Raw genomic sequence first — 23,182 nt, 5'->3', positions numbered from 1 at the left:
TGTAATCAGCCCTTCAGATGCGGGCGGGGGAAGAAGCGCCGGGCAAGGCCCGACGACGCGAAGAAAATGGAGAGGCCGTAGAGCAGCGCCGCCGTCATGATGATCGTCGGACCGGAGGCGAGTTCGAGATGATAGGAGGCAATGAGCCCGAGATAGCCGGATGCCGCAGCACTTGCCGCCGCAATGATCATCATGGCCGGCAGATTGCGGGACCAGAGCTGGGCGATCGCCGCCGGCAGCATCATCAGGCCGACGGCCATCAGCGTGCCAAGCGCCTGGAAGCTCGCGACAAGGTTCAGCACCACAAGCAGCAGAAAGAGGAAATGATAGGCCGGCCCGCGCCCGCCGACGGCGCGCAGGAAGCCCGGATCAAAACATTCCGCGACCAGCGGGCGGTAGACGATCGCGAGCGCCAGCAATGTAACCGACGTGATGGCGCCGATCTGCGTCAGCGCCGGCGCGTCGATGGCAAGGATCGTGCCGAAAAGTACATGCAGCAGATCGATGTTGGAGCCCCGCAAGGAGACGATGAGGACACCCAAGGCCAGTGATGCCAGATAGAAGCTTGCGAAACTCGCATCCTCCTGCAGCACGGTCATGCGGCTGACGACGCCTGATAGCAGCGCAACGGAAAGACCTGCTACGAGACCACCGATACCCATTGCCGTCAGCGACAGCGAACCGGCAACGAGATAGCCGACCGCAGCACCAGGCAGCACGGCATGGCTCATTGCGTCTCCCATGAGGCTCATGCGGCGAAGCATCAGGAAAACACCGATGGGGCCGGAGCCGAGACCAAGGCACAGGCAGGCGACGAGCGCGCGGCGCATGAAGCCGTAATCGGCAAAGGGAGCGAAGAAGATATCGTAGGCCGTCATGCCGCCGGCTCACAGGCTTCGGCATCCTCATCCCAGCGTTCGGCCATGGCGCGGGCCTGCAGAAGATTGGCAGATGACATGACCTCCTGCGTCGGCCCCCAGCCGATCAGCCGGCGGGCGAGCAGCAAGGTTTCCGGGAAATGCGCCCTCACCTGTTCGAAATCATGGAGCACAGCAATCACTGTCCGCCCGTCGCCATGCCAGCGGACGACGATATCGAGTAGATCCCTCGTCGTGCGGGCATCGATGGCGGTGAAGGGTTCGTCAAGCAGGATGATGCGCGCATCCTGCAGCAGCAGGCGGGCGAAGAGCACGCGCTGGAACTGGCCGGCCGAAAGCGAGCCGATATGGCGCTTTTCGAACCCTTCCAGACCGACGGTGGCGAGTGCGTCGCGGGCACATGCGGCGTCTTGCTTTGCGATGCGGCCAAAGGCACCGGCCGAACGCCAGCTTCCGAGCAGCACAGTATCCAGCACCGAGATCGGGAAACGCCTGTTGATCTCCGCCGCCTGCGGAAGATAGCCGAAGTCGGTGCGTTGCAGCCGGTGCTCCACCCGCCCTTCGGCAGGACGCAGCTCCCCCATGATCGCCTTCAGCAACGTGGATTTCCCCGCCCCATTCGGCCCGGCGATTGCCGTCAGGCTGCCGGGCTCGAACGTGCCGGAGAGATGATGGACCGCAGGATGACGATCGTAGGAGACCGTCAGATTGTCGAGGCGGATGACTGGCGCGCTCATGGCAGCAGGATCGCCCAGTGGATGGCAAGCCAGAGAAGGGCGGTGACGATGACTGCGCCGCCTGCACGCAGTAGCGCCGATTGCCCGAGGAGACTGATGACGAAACGTTCAGGGACAGGCGGCATGTTAATTCCTTATATGTAATAACATTACGGTTATGTTATAACAAATACGGCAAGAATGAGGCGAATGCGCTCTTGACGCAATGCTATTTAATGCGCATTTTTTGTTATTGAGATTGAACGGAGACGATGGCTATGAACGTGTCCATTGGTGAACGCTGGGAAAAATTCGTCGAGCAGGCGGTCAAAGACGGCCGCTACGGCTCGGCTAGCGAAGTGGTGCGCGAAGGACTGCGGCTCGTGGAGGAGCGGGAAGCGAAGCTCGCCGACCTTAGATATATTATCCAGAAATCGATCGCCGAAGGCGGGGAAGTAACGGAAGAGGAGTTGGACGCCTCTCTCGATGCAAAGATGGCCGAGCTCAAAGCGAAAGGCTATTGACTTGGCAAAGCTTCGGATTTCACCGAGTGCTGCTTCCGAGCTGATCGATATTCTCGAATTCATTACCCTTCAAAGCGGCGACCGCATGGTCGGAGCAGAATTCGTCGCAACGTTGCGGCGAAAATGCAGGACATTGGCGGCACTACCGGGACAGATGGGAAGACTGAGGCCAGAGCTCGGTCACGGCATTCGAAGTTTTGCGTACCACGGCTACATCATCATCTTCCGCTATATCGACAATGTATTCGAGGTACTGCACATCCTCGAAGGCCATCGTGATATCGATGCGCATTTGAACGACCGACATTGAAAAAGGCGCCCAAAGGCGCCTTTAACATAATCAGTGATGCGCCTCCAGCTCAGAGCTGTTCGAGCATCGCCGCAGCACCGGAAACCGTTGCCTGGCCGGGCGATTCCTCGACGTTGAGCGACTTCACGACGCCGTCCTCGACCAGCATGGAATAGCGCTTGGAGCGAACGCCGAGGCCGCCGCCGGAGAGATCGGCATCGAGACCGACTGCCTTGGTGAAGCCGGCATCCCAGTCGGCGAGGAAGTGGATCTTGCCAAGGCCGCCCGAAGACTGCGCCCAGGCGCCCATGACATGCCAGTCGTTGACGGCGAGAACGGCGATATCGTCGACGCCCTTGGCGAGGATGGCATCGCGGTTTTCCAGATAGCCCGGCAGGTGGTTCAGCGAACAGGTGGGCGTAAAAGCGCCGGGTACGGCGAAGAGCACGACGCGCTTGCCGGCAAAGAGCTGCTCGGTGGTGGTTTCGACCGGGCCGTCGGTGGTCTTTTCCTTGAAGGTGGCGGCAGGAAGCTTGTCGCCGATCGCGATGGTCATGGATTTTCTCCTCGGTTCTGGCTGGTTGCGGCAAGACCGCATAGGGATTGAGACGGACTATAAGATGCGGTCAATCAAAGGCAAGCGTGGTTTCCATGGCGCGGGCACCGTCAACGATGAGCACTCCCCACCGCTTGCCCTTGATATCGTAATTTTTCGGCAGCTTTCCGATGGCGATATCGGCAGAATAGGCCTTGCCGCTGCGCCCCACATTCATCTGCTTGGTGAAAGCATAGCCGCTCGGGCCGGTGACGATGATTTCGGGCGTTCCATTCCCTGCTTCCGGCAGAGTAACCTTCAGCGAGAGTTGCTTCAGGTCGGGTGACATCGCGTGTGCCACGACCTCGAAATCGGCAGACTGCGCTTCGGGAAGGCGGGCAGCGGCGCTCTGAAGAATCATCTCCTCCTGCGGGCGCGACTGGGCGGCAGTACCGAGTTTCAATGAAAGCTGCGCCTGGAAAGGAATGCAAATATCCTTGCAGATGCCGATGAAAGCGGTGGCGTCGAGAACGACCGGTCCCACTTTCGAAACCGTCAGCGATAATGGCAGCGTCACCGGCGCCTCATAGCCGATATCCTCGACCTTGCCGCTGGAGATATGTTTCGGAACGGGATAGGAAATGGCGTCCAGCGTGACGCCGCTTTGCGGTGCGATGGTGATCTGCGGCGGGATGCCGTTATTGCCCGGTTCACGCCAATAGGTGATCCAGCCAGGCTTCGGCTCAATCTGCAAGCCTGCCCTTATATGGCCAGCAGCGTCCGGCGGCAGCGCCACGAGACGCATCCGGCCGCCTTCGTTCTCCGCCCAGTCGCTCATTTCCGCATGCGCCTGACACAGCAATCCAAGTATCGACGCAGCCGAAATGACTGCAATTAATGGCGCGCGCGCGAGCAATGAAATAACTGTCATGGAACAAGGGTTTACCGAAACTTGCCAATTGCCGCCAGAAGTCCCGCCCATATAAATCTTCATTTTCAGTTGATTGATTTGTGACATTGCCCCATGTTTCTCTTGTCGGAGCCTTTGTGCGGTCTGGCGGCAGGAGGAACCATGTCCCTAGCAACGCTGAAGAACAGACGGGAACGCGGATTTTTCGACGGTCAGTTCCTGATCGCCATGCCCGGCATGGAGGATCGCAACTTCGCGCGCACAGTGATTTATATCTGCGCCCACTCGGATGCAGGGGCCATGGGCTTCGTCATCAATCGCCCGCAGAGCCTGACCTTCACCGATGTCCTGCTGCATCTCGACATGATCAAGCAGGAAGATTCCATCGTGCTACCGAAAGATGCGCGGGAGTTTCCGATCCAGACCGGTGGGCCGGTCGAGAGCGGTCGTGGTTTCGTGTTGCATTCCGACGATTATGTCAGCGACTCCTCCATCCCCGTCAGCGACGATATCTGCCTGACGGCGACGCTCGATATCGTGCGCGCCATCTCCAAGGGCGGCGGCCCCAAGCGGGCCACCATGCTGCTCGGCTATTCCTCCTGGGGTGCGGGCCAGCTCGAAAACGAGGTGGCATCCAATGGCTGGCTCAATTGCGCGGCCAATGAGGAGCTGATCTTCGATCGCTGCCTCGATGACAAGTATGAGCGGGCGCTTGCCAGCATGGGTATCACGCCTGCCATGCTTTCGGCCGAAGCCGGTCACGCCTGACTGCATCATTCCGGAACGAAACTCGTTCACTCGCGTTTCCCGTCGGCAAACACGGATACTCCGTCCGTGATCCAAGAGGAGACACACATGGGTAGCACTGGCGACAAGATTTCCGGCAAGGTCAACGAGATGGCCGGCAAGGCGAAGAAGGCGGCCGGCAAGGCCACCGGCAACCGCGAAATGCAGGCCAAGGGCGGCATGCAGGAAGCCAAGGGCAAGGCCCAGGTCGCGAGCGGCAAGGTCAAGGACAAGCTGAAGGGCGCTGTCGACCGGCTCTGACGCCCCGTTTCATTCATACGTGCAATGCCTGTCGCATCCGTGTGCGGCGGGCATTTTCCGTCATATCCTGCCTGTAGGGGGCTGCCATGAGGCTGTTTGCCTGCGACAATTGCGATCAGGTCATCCATTTCGACAACAGGCAGTGCGTGCGCTGCAACCATCGCCTCGGCTTCTTTGCGGGCGATCTTTCCATGCATGCGCTGGAATCGCGCGACGAAGCGAACTGGCAGCTCGTCTCCGATCCGAACCGGCTTGTGCAGTTCTGCGCCAATGCGGGCCTCGACATCTGCAACTGGCTGGTCGATGACAACAATGATTTTTGCATCGCCTGCCGGCATAACCGGCTGGTGCCGAATACCGACACGCAAGATGGTATCGACCGCTGGCGCCGCATCAGCCAGGCGCAGCGCCACCTCTTCTATTCGCTACTGCGCTGGAACTTGCCGCATCCCAACCGGCAGGAAGACCCGCAAGGCGGCCTCGTTTTCGATTTTCTCGAAGACACCGTGCAGAATGACGGCAATATTGTACCGGCCATCACCGGCCATGAAGACGGGCTGATCGCGATCCGCGCAGCGGAAGCAGACGACGTGACCCGCGAGCAGGCGCGCATGGCGATGGATGAACCCTATCGCACGCTGCTTGGCCATTTCCGCCACGAGACCGGGCACTTCGTCTGGAACAAGCTGGTCCGCGATCGCAATGGATTCGATGAATTCCGCGCAGTCTTCGGCGATGAGCGGCAGGACTACGGCGCCGCATTACAGGATCGCTATGCCAATGGGCCAGTTGCAGGCTGGCAGGAGAATTTCATCAGCGCCTATGCCTCCGTTCACCCCTGGGAAGATTTCGCAGAATGTTTCGCGCACTACCTGCACATCGTCGATACGCTGGAAACGGCGCGTGGCTTCGGCATCGCGATCGATCCGCGCGGGCATGAAGAGATCGCCGGTGAAGTGGATTTCAATCCCTATCGGGCACAGAGCGCCGAACAGCTCGTCGGCGCCTGGGTGCCGCTCAGCCTTGCGATCAACGCGATCCAGCGCAGCATGGGACAGCCGGATTCCTATCCCTTCGTGCTGTCTCCGCCTGTCGTGACGAAGCTGGAATATATGCACCGACTGATACAGCACGCGGCCATGGAGCAGCGGCAGGCGGCCTGATCAGCCCGCTTTCTTGCTCTTCTTGAAAGGCTCCATACCCTTGCGGGCGAGCTCATCAGCACGCTCGTTTTCGGAGTGGCCGGCGTGGCCCTTGACCCAATGAAGGGTCACCTTGTGCCGGTTGCGGGCTTCTTCCAGCGCCTGCCAGAGTTCGGCATTCTTCACCGGCTTATTGTCCGATGTCCTCCAGCCGTTCTTTTTCCAGCCGAAGATCCATTTGGAAATGCCGTCTTTGACATAGGCGCTGTCGGTGTAGAGATCGACTTCGCAGGGCTCCTTCAGGGCAGTCAACGCGGAGATGGCAGCCAGGAGTTCCATACGGTTATTGGTGGTTTCAGCCTCGCCGCCGGAGAGTTCCCTCTCGACCTCGCCGTAGCGCAGCACAGCGCCCCACCCGCCGGGGCCGGGGTTGCCGGAGCATGCCCCGTCGGTGAAGATATCGATGTGCTTCATAGGCTCAGTCCATATTCGGCCGGCGAGGAAATCTGGCGGTGGAAGCGCAGCTTGCGCAGATATTCCAGCGGATCCTTCTTGGTGACCATCGCGCCCTCAGGCGTCGTCAGCCAGTCGTAGAGACGGGTCAGGAAGAAGCGCAGCGCCGAGCCACGGGAGAGAACCGGCAGAGCTTTAATCTCCGCCTCGCTCAGCGGCCGTACGCTCTGGTACCCTTCCAGCATCTGCATGCCCTTGGTGATGTTGTAGGCGCCATCCTTCTCGAAGCACCAGGCATTGAGGCAGATCGAGACGTCATAGGCGAGCAGATCGTTGCAGGCGAAATAGAAATCGATGAGGCCCGAGAGCTCGTCACCGAGGAAGAAGACGTTATCAGGGAAAAGATCGGCGTGGATGACGCCATCAGGCAAATCCTTCGGCCAATAGGCCCGCAGGAAATTGAGATCGCTGCGGATCTCGTTCTGCAGCCCGGGCTCGACCTCGTCGGCGCGTGCCTCGGATTTGTCCCAGAGCGTCTGCCAGCCTTCCAGCGACAAGGCATTCGGCCGCGTCAGTGCAAAACCTTCGCCAGCAACATGCATTTGCGCCAGCGCCTTGCCGACTTCGCGGCAGTGTTTGGCTTCCGGCTTTCTGAGCCACATGCCCTCCAGAAAGGATATAAGCGCGGCTGGACGGCCCGACAGCGTGCCGAGCAGCGCACCGTCCTTGCGCGGCAGCGGCAGGGGGCAGGACAGGCCGCCGGCCGACAGATGCTGCATCAGGCCGAGGAAGAAGGGCAGATCGCTCTTTTCCACCCGCTTTTCGTAAAGCGTCAGGATGAGCGGCGCCTTGGATGTGTGCAGCAGGAAATTGGAATTCTCCACGCCCTCCGCGATGCCCTTGTAGGAGAGCAGCGTACCGGCATCATATTCGGTGAGAAACCATTTCAGATCGTCTTCGGCGATATCGGTATAAACTGCCAAGGTGGGTATCTCACTGTAGAGGCGGTGTCATCAGGTAGGCAGGACAGAGAGGGTAGCCACCCTCACCTCATTCCCCGTTCACGAATGCCATGTCAGCCGTCGTCAATTCAAGGCTGCGCAGTTCGCGATTGACGAGGAAATGCTCGTTTTCCTGCACGGTTTCTGCAAGCTCGACGCGGGCATCGAAGCGCGTGCGGAAGGCCTCGATGATCTCGTTGACGATCACTTCGGGGGCGGAAGCACCGGCGGACAGGCCGAGCGTGGCAATCGGGCCGATCTCATCCCAGTCGAGCTCGGAAGCGCGCTGCACGAGGATCGACTTCTTCGCCCCTGCCCGGAGCGCCACTTCGACGAGCCGCTTGGAATTGGACGAGTTCGGCGCACCGACAATGATGAACAGATCGCAGCCGGGGGCTGCTTCCTTCACCACTTCCTGGCGGTTGGTCGTGGCATAGCAGATGGAATCAGCGGCCGGAGCCTGCAGCTTGGGGAAGCGCTCTTCCAGCCGTTTGATGACACCGGCGGTATCGTCGACCGAAAGCGTCGTCTGCGTGACATAGCCGAGATTATCGGGATCATCAGGCTGATAAATGTCCGCGTCCTCGACAGTTTCGATGAGCGAAACAGTGCCTTCGGGCAACTGACCCATGGTGCCGATCACTTCGGGATGGCCGGCGTGGCCGATCAGGACGACATGGCGGCCGAGGCGATTATGACGCATCGCCTGCTTGTGGACCTTGGAGACCAGCGGACAGGTTGCATCGAGATAGAAGAGGTTGCGGGCATTCGCATCCTCGGGCACGGCTTTCGGCACGCCATGGGCGGAAAAGACGACCGGCTGAGCACGATGCTCCGCCGGGATCTCGTCAAGCTCCTCGACGAAGACCGCTCCCTTGGCTTCCAACCCTTCCACGACATAGCGGTTATGGACGATCTCGTGGCGGACATACACAGGCGCGCCGTAAGCCTTCAGCGCCAGCACGACGATCTGGATCGCCCGATCGACGCCGGCGCAGAAGCCGCGCGGACCGCAGAGCCTGATCGTCAACGGAGGTTTTGCCGCAATGTTCATAACATACCCAGGTTAAGCTTCAGGGACCTCTAACCCAATATGGGTCGGAATTGAAGCGATACTATTGCGCTGCACCCTTGCGGGGACGGAACCAGGAGATGGCAACGACAACGAGCAGCGCCGCAGCCAACCCGTACCAGGTGAAAGCATATTGCAGATGGTCGTTCGGCAGATCGACCTGCGTGACGCCGCCGATCGGAAAGCCCGCCGGGTTGGGCGTGGAATCGGCATCGACGAAGAAGGGCACGACATCGACCTTGTCGAGGTCGACGCTCGACGCCATCACATCGAGATCTTTCCAGTAGAAGATATTCTTCGCCACGTCGTTGTCAGGCACGAGCGAGGAGGGTTTGCCGAGGAGTTTGGCACGCGCGAGGCCGCTTACCGTCTGCTGGCCGGTCAACTGGCCCTGCATGCGCATTTCCGGCTCCTTGTTCTCATAGGGAACGAAGCCTCTGTTGACCAGGATATAGCGCCCGTCTGCAAGCTGCAGCGGCGTATAGATGTAATAGCCGGTCTGGCCGCGCCAGGTGGCGAAGAAATGGCGCTCCTTGTTGTTGATGTAGCGGCCGGTGGCAGTGACCGTGCGATATTCGATATCGCCGCCCTGGGCGGCCATGGTCTCGATATCGGCGAGCGGAACCGGGGCTGCGGCTCGGCGTTCGGCGATATCGGCGAGCAGGCCTTCCTTCCAGTGAAGACGCTCCACCTGCCAGGTGCCGAGCGAGATCAGGATGGCGAGCGCAATGAGAACGGTTATGCCGGTAAACACCGGCAGCTTGCGGCGCGGGGCCGGACTCTCGATGTCAGTCACTCAGGCGTCCCTCGCGGGCATTATGGCGATATTGCATGGCGATGAGGATGCCCTTGCACCAGCGCAGCGCCAGCAGGGAGAGTATGATTGTGAGCGGAGCAAAGAGCAAAATGTGAACCCAGATCGGCGGAGCATAATTGACCTGCAGCCAGAGCACCGAACCGATGATGATGAAGCCGACGATGAGGATGACGAAAACGGCGGGGCCATCGCCTGCATCGGCGAAGGAATAATCCAGCCCGCAGGCGGCGCAGTTCGGTTTCAGGCCGAGCACGCCATCGAAGAGCTGCCCATGACCGCAGCGCGGGCAGCATCCCTTGATGCCGGTCTTGACCGGATCGACCGGTGGAAATTGTGCGCTATCTTCGTTCATGCCGATCTCCATGCAGGCGGCTTTTCGTCGTCTGCCTTAACTCTCCCATAAAGTATTCGCATCCCGAATGGAAATGCCTGCGCGGTTTCGCCTCAGCGATTCGCGCCAAACAGAAGAAGAAGACTGATGACCAGCGATAGCCATGCCGGACAGATCATTATCCTGAACGGCGCACCGCGAAGCGGCAAATCCAGCATTGCGCGCGCAATCCAGGAAGAATTCGAGGGGCCGTGGATCAACCTCGGCGTCGATACCTATAATGCCATGACGCCGAAGCGCTACCTGCCCGGTATCGGATTGAGGCCTGGCGGCGAGCGGCCGGATCTCGAAGAACTCGTGCCGTTCCTCTATGCAGCGCTTTATGAGTCGATCGCCATCCATGCCGGATTGGGGCTCAACGTCGTCGCCGACCTCGGCCACCACGACAGCTATTCGCAGCCACTCGGCATCCTCGGCGACTGCGCCAGACGACTAGACGGTTTTCCCGTCCTGTTCGTCGGCGTCAAATGTCCGATCGAGACGATCATGCAGCGGCGGGAAATTGTGGAGGAAGGGCGTGAGACCCTCTACCTGCGCGCTACCGGGGAGACACCCGTGCCTGAACCGGTACAGCGCTGGCAGGACGAGGTTCATCGTCCCGGCCTCTACGACATGGAGGTCGATACATCGGTGCTGACCGCGCTCGAATGCGCCGAGGCGATCCGCCATCAGCTGGACCTCGGCATTCCCGAGCCTTCGGCCTTCGAGAAGCTGGCTGGTCAACGGTAAGACGAAGAGCCAGAGCAATACCAGCAAAAGTGCGCAGCGGTTTTGCGTCCGGAATTGCGTGAAAACAAAGAGATAGAGCATTTTCGCGTTTCGAAGAAAGACGGAAATGCTCTATCTCCGAGACAAAGAAAAAGGCGGGGCCGATGGCACCCGCCTTTTTTGATTTCTATCCGGTCTCGATCAGCCTGCCGCAACCGGAGCGCCCCAGCCGCCCCAGACGTAGATGCAGAAGAACAGGAACAGCCAGACGACGTCGACGAAGTGCCAGTACCAGGCAGCCGCCTCGAAGCCGAAGTGCTGCTTCGGCGTAAAGTCGCCGCGCAACGCCCTGATGAGGCAGACCAGCAGGAAAATGGTGCCGACCAGAACGTGGAAGCCGTGGAAACCGGTGGCCATGAAGAAGGTCGCGCCGTAGATCGAGTTGCGGAACTCGAACGGAGCATGAGCATATTCATAGGCCTGGACGGAGGAGAAGAGCACGCCAAGCAGGACCGTCAGCGTCAGACCCTGGATAAGGCCCTTGCGGTCGTTATGCAGCAGAGCGTGGTGCGCCCAGGTCACCGTCGTGCCCGAGAGCAGCAGGATGACGGTGTTGTAGATCGGCAGGTGCCAGGGATCGAGAACCTCGATGCCCTTTGGCGGCCAGACACCGCCGGTATAGGCAAGGCGCGAAGCCTGGATTGCCTCGTGCGGAAAGAGGCTGGCGTCGAAATAGGCCCAGAACCAGGCGACGAAGAACATCACTTCCGAAGCAATGAACATGATCATGCCGTAGCGCAGGTGCAGCGACACGACGCGTGTATGGGCGCCCTCATGGGCTTCCTTCACGGTGTCGGACCACCAGCCGTACATGACGTAGAAAACGACAGCCAGCCCGATGAAGAAGAGCCACGGATGGGCCCATTCGATACCGAAAACATGCAGCGAGCCGCCGTTCAGGTAGCGCATGTAGCCGACGCCGCCAAAGGCCATCAGGAATGCGCCGAGCGAGGCCAGTATCGGCCACGGGCTCGGAGCTATGATGTGATAGTCGTGATTCTTCTGATGAGCATCGGCCATGTCAGATCCCCGGTGTCTTCCTTCTCCGCTTCCGGCACGGCCGGAAACACTCCTCAATCAAAGTTTCTTTTCAGCCTGTCCCGTTCCATCCTCATTCGAAGCCACCGGCTTCGGACCCTCTTTAGGATAGAACGTGTATGACAGCGTGACCGTGTGAATGCTTTTCGATTCAGCGGCCTTGGTAATTTCCGGATCGATGTAGAACACGACCGGCATTTCAAGCTTCTCGCCCGGCTTCAGGTCCGTTTCATTAAAGCAGAAACATTGCACCTTGTTGAAATAGGCGCCCGCCTCGCCCGGCGTCACGTTGAAGATCGCCTGGCCGCGCTGGGTTTCGTTGGAACGGTTTTCGGCGATGAAATTGACCTGGATGGTCTCGCCGATCTTCGGATTGACCTCGCGCTCGACCGGCTTGAATTCCCACTGCAGGCCGGGAGCGACGTTGGCGTCGAAGGTAACACGCATCGTACGGTCGAGAATGACGCTCGAAACCTGATCAACACGCTGTGTCGTGCCGTTATAGCCGGTTACCTGGCAGAAGAGCCGATAGAGCGGCACGGCGGCATAGCTTGCCGCGCCCATACCGACGACGAAGCTCAGGCACATGAAGACGACGGCAGCGTTGTTGCGCGGCTTCTTCGGTGCGTTGACGACGTCGCTCATCCCATCAGCCTCCATGTCCGAGGAACTTGACGATGGTGATGACGTAAAAAAGGATTACCAGACCGGCGAGCACGACACCGAGCGCAATGTTGCGATTGCGGCGCGACTTGCGTTGCGCTTCAGTAAGCTTGACCAATTCCATCAGAACGAGCCTCCTGCATACGAGGCCAGCATGGCGACCAGCCGGTCGAGCATCAGCGCGGAGAACACGGCGAAAAGATAGAAGATCGAGAAGCCGAACAACTTCTTCGCCGGGATCATCTTGAGATCGCCGTCGGGCATGCGCCAGACGGCGATGGAACAGTATATGAAGACCGCGCCGAGTGCCGCGGCTACCACGCCATAACCGACACTGGCAAAGCCGAGGAAGGTCGGCAGCACCGCACAGATAGCCGTCAGCACGGCATAGGCAACGATCTGGTGCTTGGTGGTGCGCTCACCCGACACATTCGGCAGCATCGGCACGCCAACCGCTTCGTAATCCCGCATCTTGAAGAGGGCGAGCGCCCAGAAATGCGCCGGAGTCCACAGGAAGATGATCAGGAAGAGAACGGTGCTCTCGATCGTGACGGAATTGGTCACGCAGGCCCAGCCGATCATCGGCGGGAAAGCGCCGGCCGCACCACCGATGACGATGTTCTGCGGCGTCGAGCGCTTCAGCCACATCGTATAGATGACGGCATAGAAGAAGATGGTGAAGGCAAGGATCGAGGCCGACAGCCAGTTGATCGCGAGGCCCAGGATCGTCACCGAGAAGCAGGAGAGCACGAGGCCGAAGGCCAGGGCCTCCTTGGGCTTGATGCGGCCGGCCGGGATCGGGCGTTTCGCAGTGCGGCTCATGACGGCGTCGATGTCGGCGTCATACCACATGTTCAGTGCACCCGATGCGCCTGCACCGACGGCAATGCAGAGAATGGCGATCAGGCCGAGAACGGGGTTGATGTGGTCCGGCGCCAGCACCAGGCCGGCAAAGGCCGTGAAGACCACGAGCGACATGACCCGCGGCTTCAGAAGCTCGAAATAATCGCGTGCACTGGCTTCCGACAGGCGAAAGTCGCCGTCTTCAGCAAGAGCCTCGTGATTGTCGATTACCGTCATCATTCCGTCCTGAATTCCTCAATCGCCAGACGCCGCAGAGGCCTGCGGCGTCTGGATCCGGCATCTTACTTGATGCGCGGAAGCTGTTCCCACTGATGGTAGGGCGGCGGCGAAGGCAGCTGCCACTCGAGGGTCGTTGCGCCCTCACCCCACGGATTGTCACCGGCAACGCGCTTCTTGGCGAAGGCTTCCCAGACACCGACGAGGAAGATGATCACGCCGACGAAGGAGATATAAGAGCCGATCGACGAGACATAATTCCAGCCGGCAAATGCATCCGGATAGTCGATGTAGCGGCGCGGCATGCCGGCGAGGCCGAGGAAATGCTGCGGGAAGAACACCAGGTTCACACCGATGAACATGACCCAGAAATGCAGCTTGCCGAGGAACTCGCTGTACATGTAGCCGGTCATCTTCGGGAACCAGTAATACCAGGCAGCGAAGATGGCGAAGACGGCGCCGAGGGACAGAACGTAGTGGAAGTGAGCCACGACGTAATAGGTGTCATGCAGCGAGCGGTCGAGGCCGGCGTTTGCGAGCTGGACGCCCGTGACGCCACCGACGGTGAAGAGGAAGATGAAGCCGATCGCCCAGATCATCGGCGTGCGGAAGGTGATCGAGCCACCCCACATCGTTGCGATCCAGGAGAAGATCTTCACGCCCGTCGGAACGGCGATGACCATCGTCGCGAAGACGAAGTAGCGCTGCGCGTCGAGCGACAGGCCGACCGTGTACATGTGGTGAGCCCAGACGACGAAGCCGACGGCGCCGATGGCAACCATGGCGTAGGCCATGCCGAGGTAACCGAAGACCGGCTTCTTCGAGAAGGTCGATACGATGTGGCTGACGATGCCGAAGCCCGGCAGGATCAGGATGTAGACTTCCGGATGACCGAAGAACCAGAACAGGTGCTGATAGAGGATCGGGTCGCCGCCGCCTTCCGGCGCGAAGAAGGCCGTACCGAAGTTACGGTCGGTGAGCACCATAGTGATGGCGCCCGCCAGAACCGGCAGCGAGAGCAGCAGCAGGAAGGCGGTGATCAGCACGGCCCAGGCAAAGAGCGGCATCTTGTGCAGCGTCATGCCCGGAGCGCGCATATTGAGGATTGTGGTGATGAAGTTGATCGCACCGAGGATCGACGAGGCGCCGGCAATGTGCAGCGAGAAGATCGCAAGGTCGACTGCCGGACCCGGCTGACCGCCGACTGCCAGCGGCGGATACATGGTCCAGCCACCGCCTGCGCCGTATGCGCCGGCCGGGCCTTCGACGAACATCGAAATGACCAGCAGCAGGAAGGCCGGAACGATCAGCCAGAAGGAGATGTTGTTCAGACGCGGGAAGGCCATGTCGGGCGCGCCGATCATGATCGGCACCATCCAGTTGGCGAAACCGCCGATCATCGCCGGCATGACCATGAAGAAGATCATGATCAGCGCGTGAGCGGTGGTGAAGACGTTGAACATGTGCTTGGCGCCATCGATGGCGGCATCGCCTTCGAAGCCGTAGACCATGGAGGCCAGGCCGTGGAAGATCTGGATGCCAGGCTCCTGCAGCTCCATGCGCATGGCAACGGAGAGAAGGCCGCCGACGATACCGGCGAAGATCGCGAAGATCAGGTAGAGCGTGCCGATATCCTTGTGGTTCGTAGAGAAGAACCAGCGGTCGGCAAAGCTCGGGGTGTGCGAGTGATCGTGATGGTCGTCATGCGCGTGAGCGTCATGAGCGTGGTGATCATGAGAATGATCGTCGTGAGCGGAAGGTCCAGCCATTGTCCCGATCCCCTATCTTACTTTGCGACGTTTTCAGCGACATCGACGGTCTTTGCAGAACCATCGGCAGCGGCGATCAGTGTCTTGTAGGCGCCGGGCAAGTCAGTCGCGGCCGAAGCCAGCCACTGCTTGTACTTGTCCTCGGAGACGACGCGGATGGCGATCGGCATGAACGCATGGTCCTTGCCGCAAAGCTCGGAACACTGGCCGTAGAAAAGGCCCTCACGCTCGGCGCGGAACCAGGTTTCGTTCAGACGGCCCGGAACGGCGTCGATCTTGACGCCGAAAGACGGCATGGCGAAAGCGTGGATAACGTCGGTCGGCGCGGCGGTGACGAGAACGCGAACGGTCTTGTTGACCGGCAGCACGAGTTCGTTATCGACGGCGAGCAGGCGCGGATAGACGCCAAGATCGGTCTTGCCGGCAGCGGCACGATCCGGCTCCTTCAGAAGATAGGAGTCGAAGGCGACGGGCGTTTCGCCCGAACCTTCATATTCATAGTTCCACTGCCACTGGGTCGCGGTCGCCTTGATGGTCACATCAGGGTTTTCCGGCAGGGTGAGCTGCGCGGTCAGCAGCGTGAAGGAGGGAATGGCGAGGAAGAGAAGTACTAGGACCGGCCCCACGGTCCAGATGACTTCGATCACCGTATTGTGGCTCGTCTTGGAGGGAACCGGGTTTGCCGAAGCACGGAACTTGAAACAGACGACCAGAAGGAGAACGAGAACAAACAGCGTGATCGGAACGATGAACCACAGCGTGTATTGTTCGAACCAGTGGATCTCCCGCATGATCGGCGTCGCTGCCGGCTGCAGGGTAGCCTGCCACGGCATCGGCTGATCGGCATATGTGCCGGAAGCAAAAAGCAGACAGACCAGCGCGGTCAGAGCTGCAAAAGCCTTCTTAATCACCTTGTAATCTCCCTCGAGCGCTGATCTGCATCAAATCGGACGCAGAATCCTTGCCATCTTCTGCGCTTCAAACCACAGTTTGGCATCCGCCGCAACAGGCAGAAGCAATTGTCTATGCGGCATATTTGCTCAAAGACTGCCTCCTCAGTCACGGCAAAACATTGCAAGCTTTTCATCAGCATACGAAAAACGCGCTTCAGGGCCAATCCGCAGGCTGCACATTCTTTTGGCGAGGTCCTATTTCTGCCGCAGTCCCCCGGTTTTCACGGGGTGGGGCTTTTCATTTTCTGTGGGCAGCCTCACAAATAGCGGCAATGATTCGATATCCAGAGGTTTTCATGGGTTTCCGTTCCCTCGCGCGGTCTTTTGTACTGACCGCGGGCATCGCGACCGCCGCGACGAGCCCCGTTTTCGCTCAGCAGACGCCAGCGCCCGCGCAGTCGCGTCCTGCCGCGCCTGCTGCGAAGCCCGCCCCGACGCAACAGCCCGCGCCGTCCACGACGCCGAACGTCGAGCAGGTGACGCCTAGCCAGGCCCAGCCACCGGCACCGGGCACGGTCCGTTCCAACCATGGCGCATGGTCCGTCGTCTGCGACAAGCCGGCGGGTGCCTCGACCGAGCAGTGCGCGTTGATGCAGAATGTCATCGCCGAAGACCGTCCGGAAGTGGGCCTGTCCGTCGTCGTCCTGAAGACGGCTGACCGCAAGTCGAAGATTCTGCGCGTGCTGGCACCGCTCGGCGTCCTGCTGCCGAACGGCCTCGGCCTCAATGTCGACGGCAAGGATATCGGCCGCGCCTATTTCGTGCGCTGCTTCGCCGACGGCTGCTATGCCGAAGTCGTTCTCGAGGACGAACTGCTCAAGACCTTCCGCAGCGGCGCGCAGGCGACCTTCATCGTCTTCCAGACGCCAGAAGAAGGCATCGGCATTCCCGTCGACCTCAAGGGCTTCGCGGAAGGCTACGACGCCCTGCCCTGATGCGGCAGGGCTTGCTCGCGCAGCGCATCAGACCTACATCGGCTATTGAGCATTACCGCTCTTCTTGCGGAGCATAAAACCATGACCACCGATCTCCTGACGCTTTTCGATGCCGATGAAGCCGCCATGCGCAAGCATGTTGCCGAGGCGCTTTCCGGCGCCGATGACGGCGAGCTCTTCATCGAGCACGCGCAGGCGGAATCGCTGACCTTCGACAATGGTCGCCTCAAGGGCGGCAGCTTCAACACCGAACAGGGTTTTGGCCTGCGCGCAGTGGCAGGCGAAGCCGTCGGCTATGCGCATGCGGGCGATCTCTCCGTCTCAGCGCTAAAGCGGGCAGCCGACGCAGTCAGCGCCGTGACGCGCGGTTATTCTGGCTCTTACGCGGCAGCGCCCCAGCGCACCAACCGCAAGCTCTACACCGACGAGAACCCGATCGGTTCACCCACCTTCGAGGAAAAGGTGAAGGTGTTGACCGATATCGATGCCTATCTGCGCGGCAAGAATGACAAGGTGCGGCAGGTCACGGCTTCGGTCGCGGCAAGCTGGCAGGTGGTCGATATCCTGCGCGCCGATGGCCATCGCGTACAGGATATCCGTCCCATGACGCGTATCAACATCTCCGTCATGGTTGGCGAAGGTGACCGGCAGGAAAGCGGCTCCTATGGCCAGGGCGGCCGCATCGGTTTCGGCGATTTCATCGCGACCGGAAGCTGGCAGCACGGCGCCGATGAGGCGTTGCGCCAGGCACTCGTCAACCTCGAAGCGATCGATGCGCCGGCTGGCACGATGGATGTCGTGCTCGGCTCCGGCTGGCCGGGCGTCATGCTGCACGAGGCTGTAGGCCATGGCCTCGAAGGTGACTTCAACCGCAAGAAGACATCTGCTTTTGCGGGTCTCTTGGGCCAGATGGTGGCGGTACCGGGCGTGACCGTCGTCGACGACGGCACGATCGACAGCCGCCGCGGCTCCATCACCATTGACGACGAAGGCACACCGTCCGCCTACAACGTGCTGATCGAAAACGGCAAGCTCGTCGGCTACATGCAGGACCGGCAGAACGCCCGGCTGATGGGCATGGCGCCGACCGGCAACGGCCGCCGCCAAGGCTATGCGCATGTGCCGATGCCGCGCATGACCAACACCTATATGCTCGGCGGCGACAAGACGCCGGAAGAGATCATCTCTTCGGTGAAAAAGGGCGTCTATGCCGTCTCCTTCGGTGGCGGCCAGGTGGATATCACATCGGGCAAATTCGTCTTCGGCTGCACCGAGGCCTATCTTATCGAGAACGGCAAGATTGGCGCACCGATCAAGGGCGCCATGCTGATCGGCAACGGCCCGGATGCGATGAAGCGTGTTTCCATGATCGGCAACGACATGAAGCTCGATACCGGCATCGGCAATTGCGGCAAGGCGGGCCAGTGGGTGCCGGTCGGCGTCGGCCAGCCGCATCTGCGGATGGATCAGGTGACCGTCGGCGGTACTCAAGCCTGAGGCGATAGTGTCATGGTCGAAATCGAGATCAGAACCTTCGCTCCCGACGATGCCGACGGCGTGATCTCGGTCATCCTGCCGATCCAGCGCGAAGAATTCGACATTCATATCACCGCCGACGCGCAGCCGGACCTGCGCGTCATTCCCGACTTCTACCAGTCCGGCAAAGGCCAGTTCTGGGTGGCGGTCAAGGATGGCGCCGTCGTCGGCACGCTCGGCCTCAAGGATATTGGCAACAACCAGGCGGCTCTTCGGAAGATGTTCGTGGCCGCCGAGGTGCGAGGCCGCGAACATGGTGTGGCCACCCGGCTGCTCGAGGCGCTCCTTGCCCATGCCGGTGAAGTCGGCGTAACCGACATATTCCTCGGCACGACCGAGAAGTTTCTTGCTGCGCACCGGTTCTATGAAAAGAACGGTTTCTCCGAGATCACCAGCAAAGACCTGCCGCGAGCATTCCCGCGGATGGCCGTCGACAGCAAGTTCTATCGGCGGACAATTTAGGTTAGCCTCAAGCAATAGAACATCGAGCCGATGGGGCGTTGCTTGGCGACGGAGACATTTCTGCTGAAATTCCTGTCACCCGAGACGGGTTGCTCGGCGCATGAGATGCGCTTCGAGGCCCCGATGGAGGCTGTTGCCGCCATTCTCGACGTAGAAACGTCCGAGCTGACGGAGCATCTCTTCTACCTTGAGAAAGGCGAACTGGATGGGCTGTCTTTGATGCTGGCCCTCCCCTTTCCCGAACCGGATGGCGAGGTTGTGCTCACGCGGCCGCAATGGATCGATAGCGTGCCCTATCTGGTCCATACTAACTTCGAGCTCGCGCTGATGCTGGATGGCCGCAAGCCATTCGCTATGTTTTCGGACGAAGAAAGCTCGTGGATCCCGAAGGAGATCCGAGCCTACTTTCGGCCCTACGTCGACAAAGGTGCAATCATCGAACGGGTCGAGCCATTCGTTGAGGGCAAGCTTCACCTGGTTCGCATTCTCTACGCGCTGCCGAAAGAAGAATGGCGGTTCGATGCCTACACCGAGCTGATGAGCGAAAGGCATTGGACGGACGAAAGCGAGTATCGCCTGGGGCGACTGCTCGGCTATACAGAAGAACAATGCCAATGGTGGATCGCGCAAAGACGCGAAGCACGAAACGTTACTGCGCCGAAGGCCTGAATTTCCATTTCCGCTCGATCGCAGCGGCGAGATCGATGTCATGGCGACGGGCAAAGAGCAGGACATGGCCGAGGATATCGGCGGTTTCGTCCGCGAGGTCGCGCTCCATCTCCTCGGGTGAGCGGCCTTTGGCACGGCCGCGGCCGGTCAGCCGGTTCCAGGCCTGGGTCAGTTCACCCATCTCCTCCTGCAGTTTCAGCAGAAACCAGTCGGCATCACGCTCGATGTCGTTGGCGGCGGCGTAGGCGGAGGATGATGTTTCGAACTGATCGGCGAGCCGTTGCAGCATGGACGTTCTCCTTTTGTTTATGAGGAGAGCGCCGATTCCCGGAAATTGTCCAGAGTAGCCAGCTCAGCCCTGGTTCGGCAGAAGCATGCAGTCATATGAGCGCTTCTTCAGAGCATCACAAGCGGAGGTCGCATCTTCCTTGCTCTGGAAGCCGACGAAACGGGCGCGGTAAATCGTGTTGGGCCCCTTCCCCACAGCTTCGGTGTAGGGCGAAGCGGAAACGAGCGGCGCACCTGCCTCGGATTGGGCCTGCGCAAGAAGCGCGCGGGCAGCATCGGCGCTCGGGGCGGCCGAGATCTGGATTTGCCAGCCACCTGCCTTGCCTGCCGGCGCTTTCGGCGCCTTGCCGGCATTCATTATCTCGTCCATTGCCGCCGGGCGCTCAAGCGGGATAACTCCATCATTGGCAAAGCCGAGCGCCTTCGGTGCGGGTGTTGCTGCCTCGTCCGCAACGCGCGGCGCGCTCGCCGGCGCGGGAACATCGGTATCATCAGCAGCCGAGGCGACTTCGACCTGCTGTTTTGCATTAATGCTGGCGGTCAGCTTGGCGTTGCCGGAGGAGGCACGTCCCATATAGCGGTCGAACAATCCGGCCATCTTGGCGTCGCGGCTGCGGGCCGTGCGACCACCGAGCACCACGCCAACCACGCGGCGGTTGCCGTCCTTCACGGCGCTGACGATGTTGAAGCCGGAGGCATTGGTATAACCGGTCTTGATGCCGTCCATGCCCTGATAGCGATACATGAGATTGTTGTGGCCGCGGATGGTCTGGCCACGGAAATTGAAGCTTGCGATGGAGAAGAGACGATATTCGTTGGGATAATTGTTCAGCAGCGCCACGGCGAGCGTGGACATGTCGCGCGCAGTCGTGATCTGGCGCGCGTCCGGCAGGCCAGATGCATTGACGAAGACCGTGCGGCTCATGCCGAGCTGGCGGGCCTTCTCGGTCATGAGCCGGGCGAAATTGCTTTCCGAACCGCCGAGCTTTTCACCGACGGCAGCAGCAGCATCGTTGGCCGACTTGACGATCATGCCATAGACCGCCTCACGCACGGTGATCGTACCGCCCGCTTTCACGCCGAGCTTCGTCGGCGGACGGGAGGCCGCATATTTCGACATGATGATCGGTGTATCCCAGGTGATCTTACCGCGATTGAGCGCCTCGAAGGTGAGATAGAGCGTCATCATCTTCGTCAGCGAGGCCGGGTGGTTCAGCGTGTCACCATTTTCGGACGCAAGGACCTTGCCGGTGCGGGCATCGAGCACGAGGGAGGCGCTTCCGGCAAAGGCCGCAACGGGTGCAGTAATTGCCAGCGTCGCGGTCAAAATGACAGCCAAAAGCCTTCTCATGCACTTCCCCTCATTATATCCGGCGAGTCGCTACAACCGGAATTATGTCCCGTATTGTGACAGATGCCCACAATCTGGCGCGACTTTGAGGCAACGCCCAAGTTTTTTCCAAGCTTTTGTTTCGCTTGGTTAAAGGCCGGTAAATAAACCGCTTTCCAACCGGGATTCAGCAAGGTTTAACGGCGGCATGGATAGTCTGTGTGACACGATTACAAAGCGGGGTCACGGAAAAAATGGGGCAGTGGAAGCGGCGTCTGAAGCGCATCGCGATCGGCGGCGGGCTGGAAGCGGCCTGGCTGGCGAATGCCGCCGGGCTCATGAAAGAGGCCCGCGGACGCGTCGTCATCTTCACGCTCCATCATGTACGCCCGCATATCGCCCAACCGTTCGAGCCAAACCAACATCTTGAAATCACGCCGGAATTTCTGGACGCGGCGCTTCGGCGGCTGAAGCAGAGCGGCTATCGTTTCGTGCCGCTCGATGCGGTGCCCTCCCTCTTGGCGGACCCGCAGGACGATCGCCTGTTCGCCGCCTTCACGCTGGATGATGGGTATCGCAACAATCTCGTCCATGCCCTGCCCGTTTTCGAACGGCATGGCGCACCCTTTACGGTTTTCATTACGCAAGGCTTTGCCGAAGGTTCGCACAGCATCTGGTGGGAGACGCTGGCGCTGCTGCTCGGCAGGGAGAACAGCATCGAGTTCAATTTCGGCCGCGGCAGAGAGAGGCTGGCGCTCGATACGCCCGTCCGGAAATGGGACGCCTTCGACCGGCTTGCCGAGTTTATCCACAGGCAGGACGAAAGTCGCGCCATCTCGGAGGTGGATGCACTGGCGCGGCGCCACGGTATAGAGCCGGTCGACATCACGCGGGAACTGGTCATGGAGCCACAGGAACTGCGCGAGCTCACCGCAAGCCCGCTCGCCAGTCTCGGCGCCCATACGATCAGCCACCGGGCGCTTGCCCGGCTGCCGCATGCGGAAGCTCGGATCGAGATGGAAATCTCGGCCGATTATCTCGAGTCGATCACCGGCACTCGCCCCCGGACGATCGCTTTTCCCTACGGCACGCCGGAGGCAGCAACGGGCCGCGAAGCGGACCTTGCGGCAAAGCTCGGATTTGCCATCGCGGTAACAACGCAGCCAGGCTTTCCGACCGCAAGCTTGCCCACCTATATGCCGCGCATCTCACTCAACGGCTTTTACCAGAAGCCACGCCATGTTTCGGCGCTGGCATCAGGCATTCCATTGAAACTGCTCGGGAAATAAGCCCTTTACGGGTACATTCGCACCTTGTCCCAAGCCCCCTCAGGCGTCGGTCGGCGAAACTCGATGCGGTCGTGCAGTCGGAACTTCTGGTCTTTCCAGAACTCGATCGAGGTCGGACGGATCCGGAAGCCAGACCAGTAAGACGGGCGCGGAATGTCGCCGATGGCATAACGCGCCGTATATTCGGCAACGGCCTTCTCCAGCGCGAAACGGCTTTCGAGCGGTCGCGACTGCTTGGAAGCCCAGGCGCCGATACGGCTGCCGCGGGCGCGGGTCGCAAAATAAGCGTCGGCCTCGGCATCGGCGACCAATTCGACAGGGCCGCGAATGCGCACCTGGCGGCGCAGCGTTTTCCAGTGGAAACACATGGCGGCTTTCCTCTGCCCCAAGATTTCGCGACCTTTCCGGCTCTCGAAATTCGTGTAGAAGACGAATCCGTCGGTATCGAAACCCTTCAGGAGAACCATGCGGACATTGGGCAGCCCATCTTCATCGACCGTCGCGAGCGCGACAGCATTGGGGTCGTTGACTTCGGAAGCCTCCGCCTCCTTCAGCCATTCCCCAAAGAGCTTGAAGGGCTCTTCACTTTCGGTAAAGTCACCAGCTGTTAACCCGTTTGCCGACATA

30 protein-coding genes are annotated in these 23,182 nt (G+C 60.3%); 11 read left to right on the top strand and 19 right to left on the bottom strand.

All coding sequences use genetic code 11. From position 1 onward, the window contains the following. Positions 1–5 precede the first annotated feature (5 nt). The 3 genes from PMI11_RS14025 to PMI11_RS38385 are packed head-to-tail and all read right to left on the bottom strand — an operon-like array spanning position 6 to position 1,740. A complete protein-coding gene (locus PMI11_RS14025; protein ID WP_007818025.1) occupies positions 6–878 on the bottom strand; it encodes a metal ABC transporter permease in 873 nt (290 codons plus the stop codon). Continuing rightward, positions 875–1,615: a metal ABC transporter ATP-binding protein gene (locus tag PMI11_RS14020; RefSeq protein ID WP_007818023.1), complete on the bottom strand. Its 741-nt coding sequence runs from the start codon at positions 1,613–1,615 to the stop codon at positions 875–877. The genes PMI11_RS14025 and PMI11_RS14020 overlap by 4 nt, the downstream gene beginning before the upstream one ends. Further along, complete coding sequence (locus PMI11_RS38385) at positions 1,612–1,740, bottom strand: hypothetical protein (protein WP_007818021.1); 129 nt, start codon at positions 1,738–1,740, stop codon at positions 1,612–1,614. The genes PMI11_RS14020 and PMI11_RS38385 overlap by 4 nt, the downstream gene beginning before the upstream one ends. 126 nt (positions 1,741–1,866) lie before the next feature. Between PMI11_RS38385 and PMI11_RS14015 the strand changes: the two genes are divergently transcribed. Then, positions 1,867–2,118, top strand: a complete 252-nt coding sequence (locus PMI11_RS14015; protein WP_348257840.1) for a type II toxin-antitoxin system ParD family antitoxin — start codon at positions 1,867–1,869, stop codon at positions 2,116–2,118. A 1-nt stretch (position 2,119) separates the two neighbouring features. Continuing rightward, the gene (locus tag PMI11_RS14010; protein ID WP_037071314.1) at positions 2,120–2,428 is read left to right on the top strand and encodes a type II toxin-antitoxin system RelE/ParE family toxin; all 309 of its coding nucleotides are present in this window, start codon (positions 2,120–2,122) and stop codon (positions 2,426–2,428) included. A 49-nt stretch (positions 2,429–2,477) separates the two neighbouring features. On the opposite strand, the gene PMI11_RS14005 is transcribed toward PMI11_RS14010, so the two are convergent. After that, positions 2,478–2,963, bottom strand: coding sequence for a peroxiredoxin (locus PMI11_RS14005; RefSeq protein ID WP_007818014.1), 486 nt, complete (start codon positions 2,961–2,963; stop codon positions 2,478–2,480). Positions 2,964–3,033: 70 nt separating this feature from the next. Beyond that, positions 3,034–3,873, bottom strand: a complete 840-nt coding sequence (locus tag PMI11_RS14000) for a protein-disulfide reductase DsbD domain-containing protein (protein WP_081493242.1) — start codon at positions 3,871–3,873, stop codon at positions 3,034–3,036. A 141-nt stretch (positions 3,874–4,014) separates the two neighbouring features. On the opposite strand from PMI11_RS14000, the gene PMI11_RS13995 reads away from it, so the two are divergent. The 3 genes from PMI11_RS13995 to PMI11_RS13985 all read left to right on the top strand — a co-directional run bounded on the left by PMI11_RS13995 (position 4,015) and on the right by PMI11_RS13985 (position 6,062). Further along, on the top strand, positions 4,015–4,620 hold the full coding sequence (locus PMI11_RS13995) for a YqgE/AlgH family protein (protein WP_007818010.1): 606 nt from the start codon (positions 4,015–4,017) through the stop codon (positions 4,618–4,620). An 87-nt stretch (positions 4,621–4,707) separates the two neighbouring features. Further along, a complete protein-coding gene (locus tag PMI11_RS13990) occupies positions 4,708–4,899 on the top strand; it encodes a CsbD family protein (RefSeq protein ID WP_007818007.1) in 192 nt (63 codons plus the stop codon). Positions 4,900–4,985: 86 nt separating this feature from the next. After that, complete coding sequence (locus PMI11_RS13985; protein ID WP_007818005.1) at positions 4,986–6,062, top strand: zinc-binding metallopeptidase family protein; 1,077 nt, start codon at positions 4,986–4,988, stop codon at positions 6,060–6,062. On the opposite strand, the gene rnhA is transcribed toward PMI11_RS13985, so the two are convergent. From rnhA to PMI11_RS13960, 5 genes are all read right to left on the bottom strand, one after another. Further along, the gene (gene rnhA / locus PMI11_RS13980; protein WP_007818004.1) at positions 6,063–6,515 is read right to left on the bottom strand and encodes a ribonuclease HI; all 453 of its coding nucleotides are present in this window, start codon (positions 6,513–6,515) and stop codon (positions 6,063–6,065) included. Then, positions 6,512–7,477: a homoserine kinase gene (locus PMI11_RS13975; protein ID WP_007818002.1), complete on the bottom strand. Its 966-nt coding sequence runs from the start codon at positions 7,475–7,477 to the stop codon at positions 6,512–6,514. The genes rnhA and PMI11_RS13975 overlap by 4 nt, the downstream gene beginning before the upstream one ends. Before the next feature lie 67 nt (positions 7,478–7,544). After that, positions 7,545–8,549 (bottom strand): 4-hydroxy-3-methylbut-2-enyl diphosphate reductase, encoded by a 1,005-nt coding sequence (ispH, locus tag PMI11_RS13970; protein ID WP_007818000.1) that lies wholly within the window; start codon positions 8,547–8,549, stop codon positions 7,545–7,547. A 61-nt stretch (positions 8,550–8,610) separates the two neighbouring features. Beyond that, the gene (locus tag PMI11_RS13965; protein WP_007817998.1) at positions 8,611–9,363 is read right to left on the bottom strand and encodes an SURF1 family protein; all 753 of its coding nucleotides are present in this window, start codon (positions 9,361–9,363) and stop codon (positions 8,611–8,613) included. Next, entirely contained in the window at positions 9,356–9,736 is a 381-nt protein-coding gene (locus PMI11_RS13960; protein WP_007817996.1) for a DUF983 domain-containing protein, read from the bottom strand. The genes PMI11_RS13965 and PMI11_RS13960 overlap by 8 nt, the downstream gene beginning before the upstream one ends. Before the next feature lie 126 nt (positions 9,737–9,862). Between PMI11_RS13960 and PMI11_RS13955 the strand changes: the two genes are divergently transcribed. After that, positions 9,863–10,504: a chloramphenicol phosphotransferase CPT family protein gene (locus PMI11_RS13955; RefSeq protein WP_007817993.1), complete on the top strand. Its 642-nt coding sequence runs from the start codon at positions 9,863–9,865 to the stop codon at positions 10,502–10,504. A 180-nt stretch (positions 10,505–10,684) separates the two neighbouring features. Here the strand turns inward: PMI11_RS13955 and PMI11_RS13950 are convergent, their stop codons facing one another. The 6 genes from PMI11_RS13950 to coxB form a co-directional block, all read right to left on the bottom strand. Continuing rightward, on the bottom strand, positions 10,685–11,563 hold the full coding sequence (locus PMI11_RS13950) for a cytochrome c oxidase subunit 3 (RefSeq protein WP_007817991.1): 879 nt from the start codon (positions 11,561–11,563) through the stop codon (positions 10,685–10,687). 57 nt (positions 11,564–11,620) lie between these two features. Continuing rightward, positions 11,621–12,226, bottom strand: coding sequence for a cytochrome c oxidase assembly protein (locus PMI11_RS13945; protein WP_007817989.1), 606 nt, complete (start codon positions 12,224–12,226; stop codon positions 11,621–11,623). Between the two features lie 4 nt (positions 12,227–12,230). After that, entirely contained in the window at positions 12,231–12,368 is a 138-nt protein-coding gene (locus PMI11_RS37705; protein ID WP_007817987.1) for a hypothetical protein, read from the bottom strand. Beyond that, on the bottom strand, positions 12,368–13,324 hold the full coding sequence (locus PMI11_RS13935; RefSeq protein ID WP_007817985.1) for a heme o synthase: 957 nt from the start codon (positions 13,322–13,324) through the stop codon (positions 12,368–12,370). The genes PMI11_RS37705 and PMI11_RS13935 overlap by 1 nt, the downstream gene beginning before the upstream one ends. A gap of 65 nt (positions 13,325–13,389) precedes the next feature. Next, the gene (gene ctaD / locus PMI11_RS13930; protein ID WP_007817983.1) at positions 13,390–15,093 is read right to left on the bottom strand and encodes a cytochrome c oxidase subunit I; all 1,704 of its coding nucleotides are present in this window, start codon (positions 15,091–15,093) and stop codon (positions 13,390–13,392) included. Positions 15,094–15,110: 17 nt separating this feature from the next. Continuing rightward, positions 15,111–16,004: a cytochrome c oxidase subunit II gene (gene coxB, locus PMI11_RS13925; protein WP_007817981.1), complete on the bottom strand. Its 894-nt coding sequence runs from the start codon at positions 16,002–16,004 to the stop codon at positions 15,111–15,113. A 314-nt stretch (positions 16,005–16,318) separates the two neighbouring features. Here coxB and PMI11_RS13920 point away from each other — a divergent pair, with 314 nt between their 5' ends. The 4 genes from PMI11_RS13920 to PMI11_RS13905 all read left to right on the top strand — a co-directional run bounded on the left by PMI11_RS13920 (position 16,319) and on the right by PMI11_RS13905 (position 19,648). After that, positions 16,319–16,981 (top strand): invasion associated locus B family protein, encoded by a 663-nt coding sequence (locus PMI11_RS13920; RefSeq protein ID WP_193385607.1) that lies wholly within the window; start codon positions 16,319–16,321, stop codon positions 16,979–16,981. Between the two features lie 81 nt (positions 16,982–17,062). Further along, entirely contained in the window at positions 17,063–18,478 is a 1,416-nt protein-coding gene (tldD, locus tag PMI11_RS13915) for a metalloprotease TldD (RefSeq protein ID WP_007817977.1), read from the top strand. 12 nt (positions 18,479–18,490) lie between these two features. Further along, positions 18,491–18,979 (top strand): GNAT family N-acetyltransferase, encoded by a 489-nt coding sequence (locus PMI11_RS13910; RefSeq protein ID WP_007817975.1) that lies wholly within the window; start codon positions 18,491–18,493, stop codon positions 18,977–18,979. A 42-nt stretch (positions 18,980–19,021) separates the two neighbouring features. Then, complete coding sequence (locus PMI11_RS13905) at positions 19,022–19,648, top strand: hypothetical protein (RefSeq protein ID WP_157179629.1); 627 nt, start codon at positions 19,022–19,024, stop codon at positions 19,646–19,648. On the opposite strand, the gene PMI11_RS13900 is transcribed toward PMI11_RS13905, so the two are convergent. Both PMI11_RS13900 and PMI11_RS13895 read right to left on the bottom strand, forming a co-directional pair. Then, positions 19,629–19,937: a MazG nucleotide pyrophosphohydrolase domain-containing protein gene (locus PMI11_RS13900; RefSeq protein WP_007817969.1), complete on the bottom strand. Its 309-nt coding sequence runs from the start codon at positions 19,935–19,937 to the stop codon at positions 19,629–19,631. The two genes, PMI11_RS13905 and PMI11_RS13900, sit on opposite strands and share 20 nt — an antisense overlap. A 63-nt stretch (positions 19,938–20,000) precedes the next feature. After that, entirely contained in the window at positions 20,001–21,287 is a 1,287-nt protein-coding gene (locus PMI11_RS13895) for a D-alanyl-D-alanine carboxypeptidase family protein (protein WP_007817968.1), read from the bottom strand. 233 nt (positions 21,288–21,520) lie between these two features. Here PMI11_RS13895 and PMI11_RS13890 point away from each other — a divergent pair, with 233 nt between their 5' ends. Then, positions 21,521–22,555, top strand: coding sequence for a polysaccharide deacetylase family protein (locus PMI11_RS13890; protein ID WP_007817966.1), 1,035 nt, complete (start codon positions 21,521–21,523; stop codon positions 22,553–22,555). Positions 22,556–22,560: 5 nt separating this feature from the next. On the opposite strand, the gene pdxH is transcribed toward PMI11_RS13890, so the two are convergent. Beyond that, positions 22,561–23,181 (bottom strand): pyridoxamine 5'-phosphate oxidase, encoded by a 621-nt coding sequence (gene pdxH / locus PMI11_RS13885; protein ID WP_007817963.1) that lies wholly within the window; start codon positions 23,179–23,181, stop codon positions 22,561–22,563. Position 23,182: the final 1 nt, after the last annotated feature.

The organism is Rhizobium sp. CF142 (genome assembly GCF_000281145.1).
Taxonomy (GTDB): Bacteria; Pseudomonadota; Alphaproteobacteria; order Rhizobiales; family Rhizobiaceae; genus Rhizobium.
The sequence above is the reverse complement of the archived record's forward strand: the minus strand, read 5'-3'. Positions and strand labels throughout refer to the sequence as shown.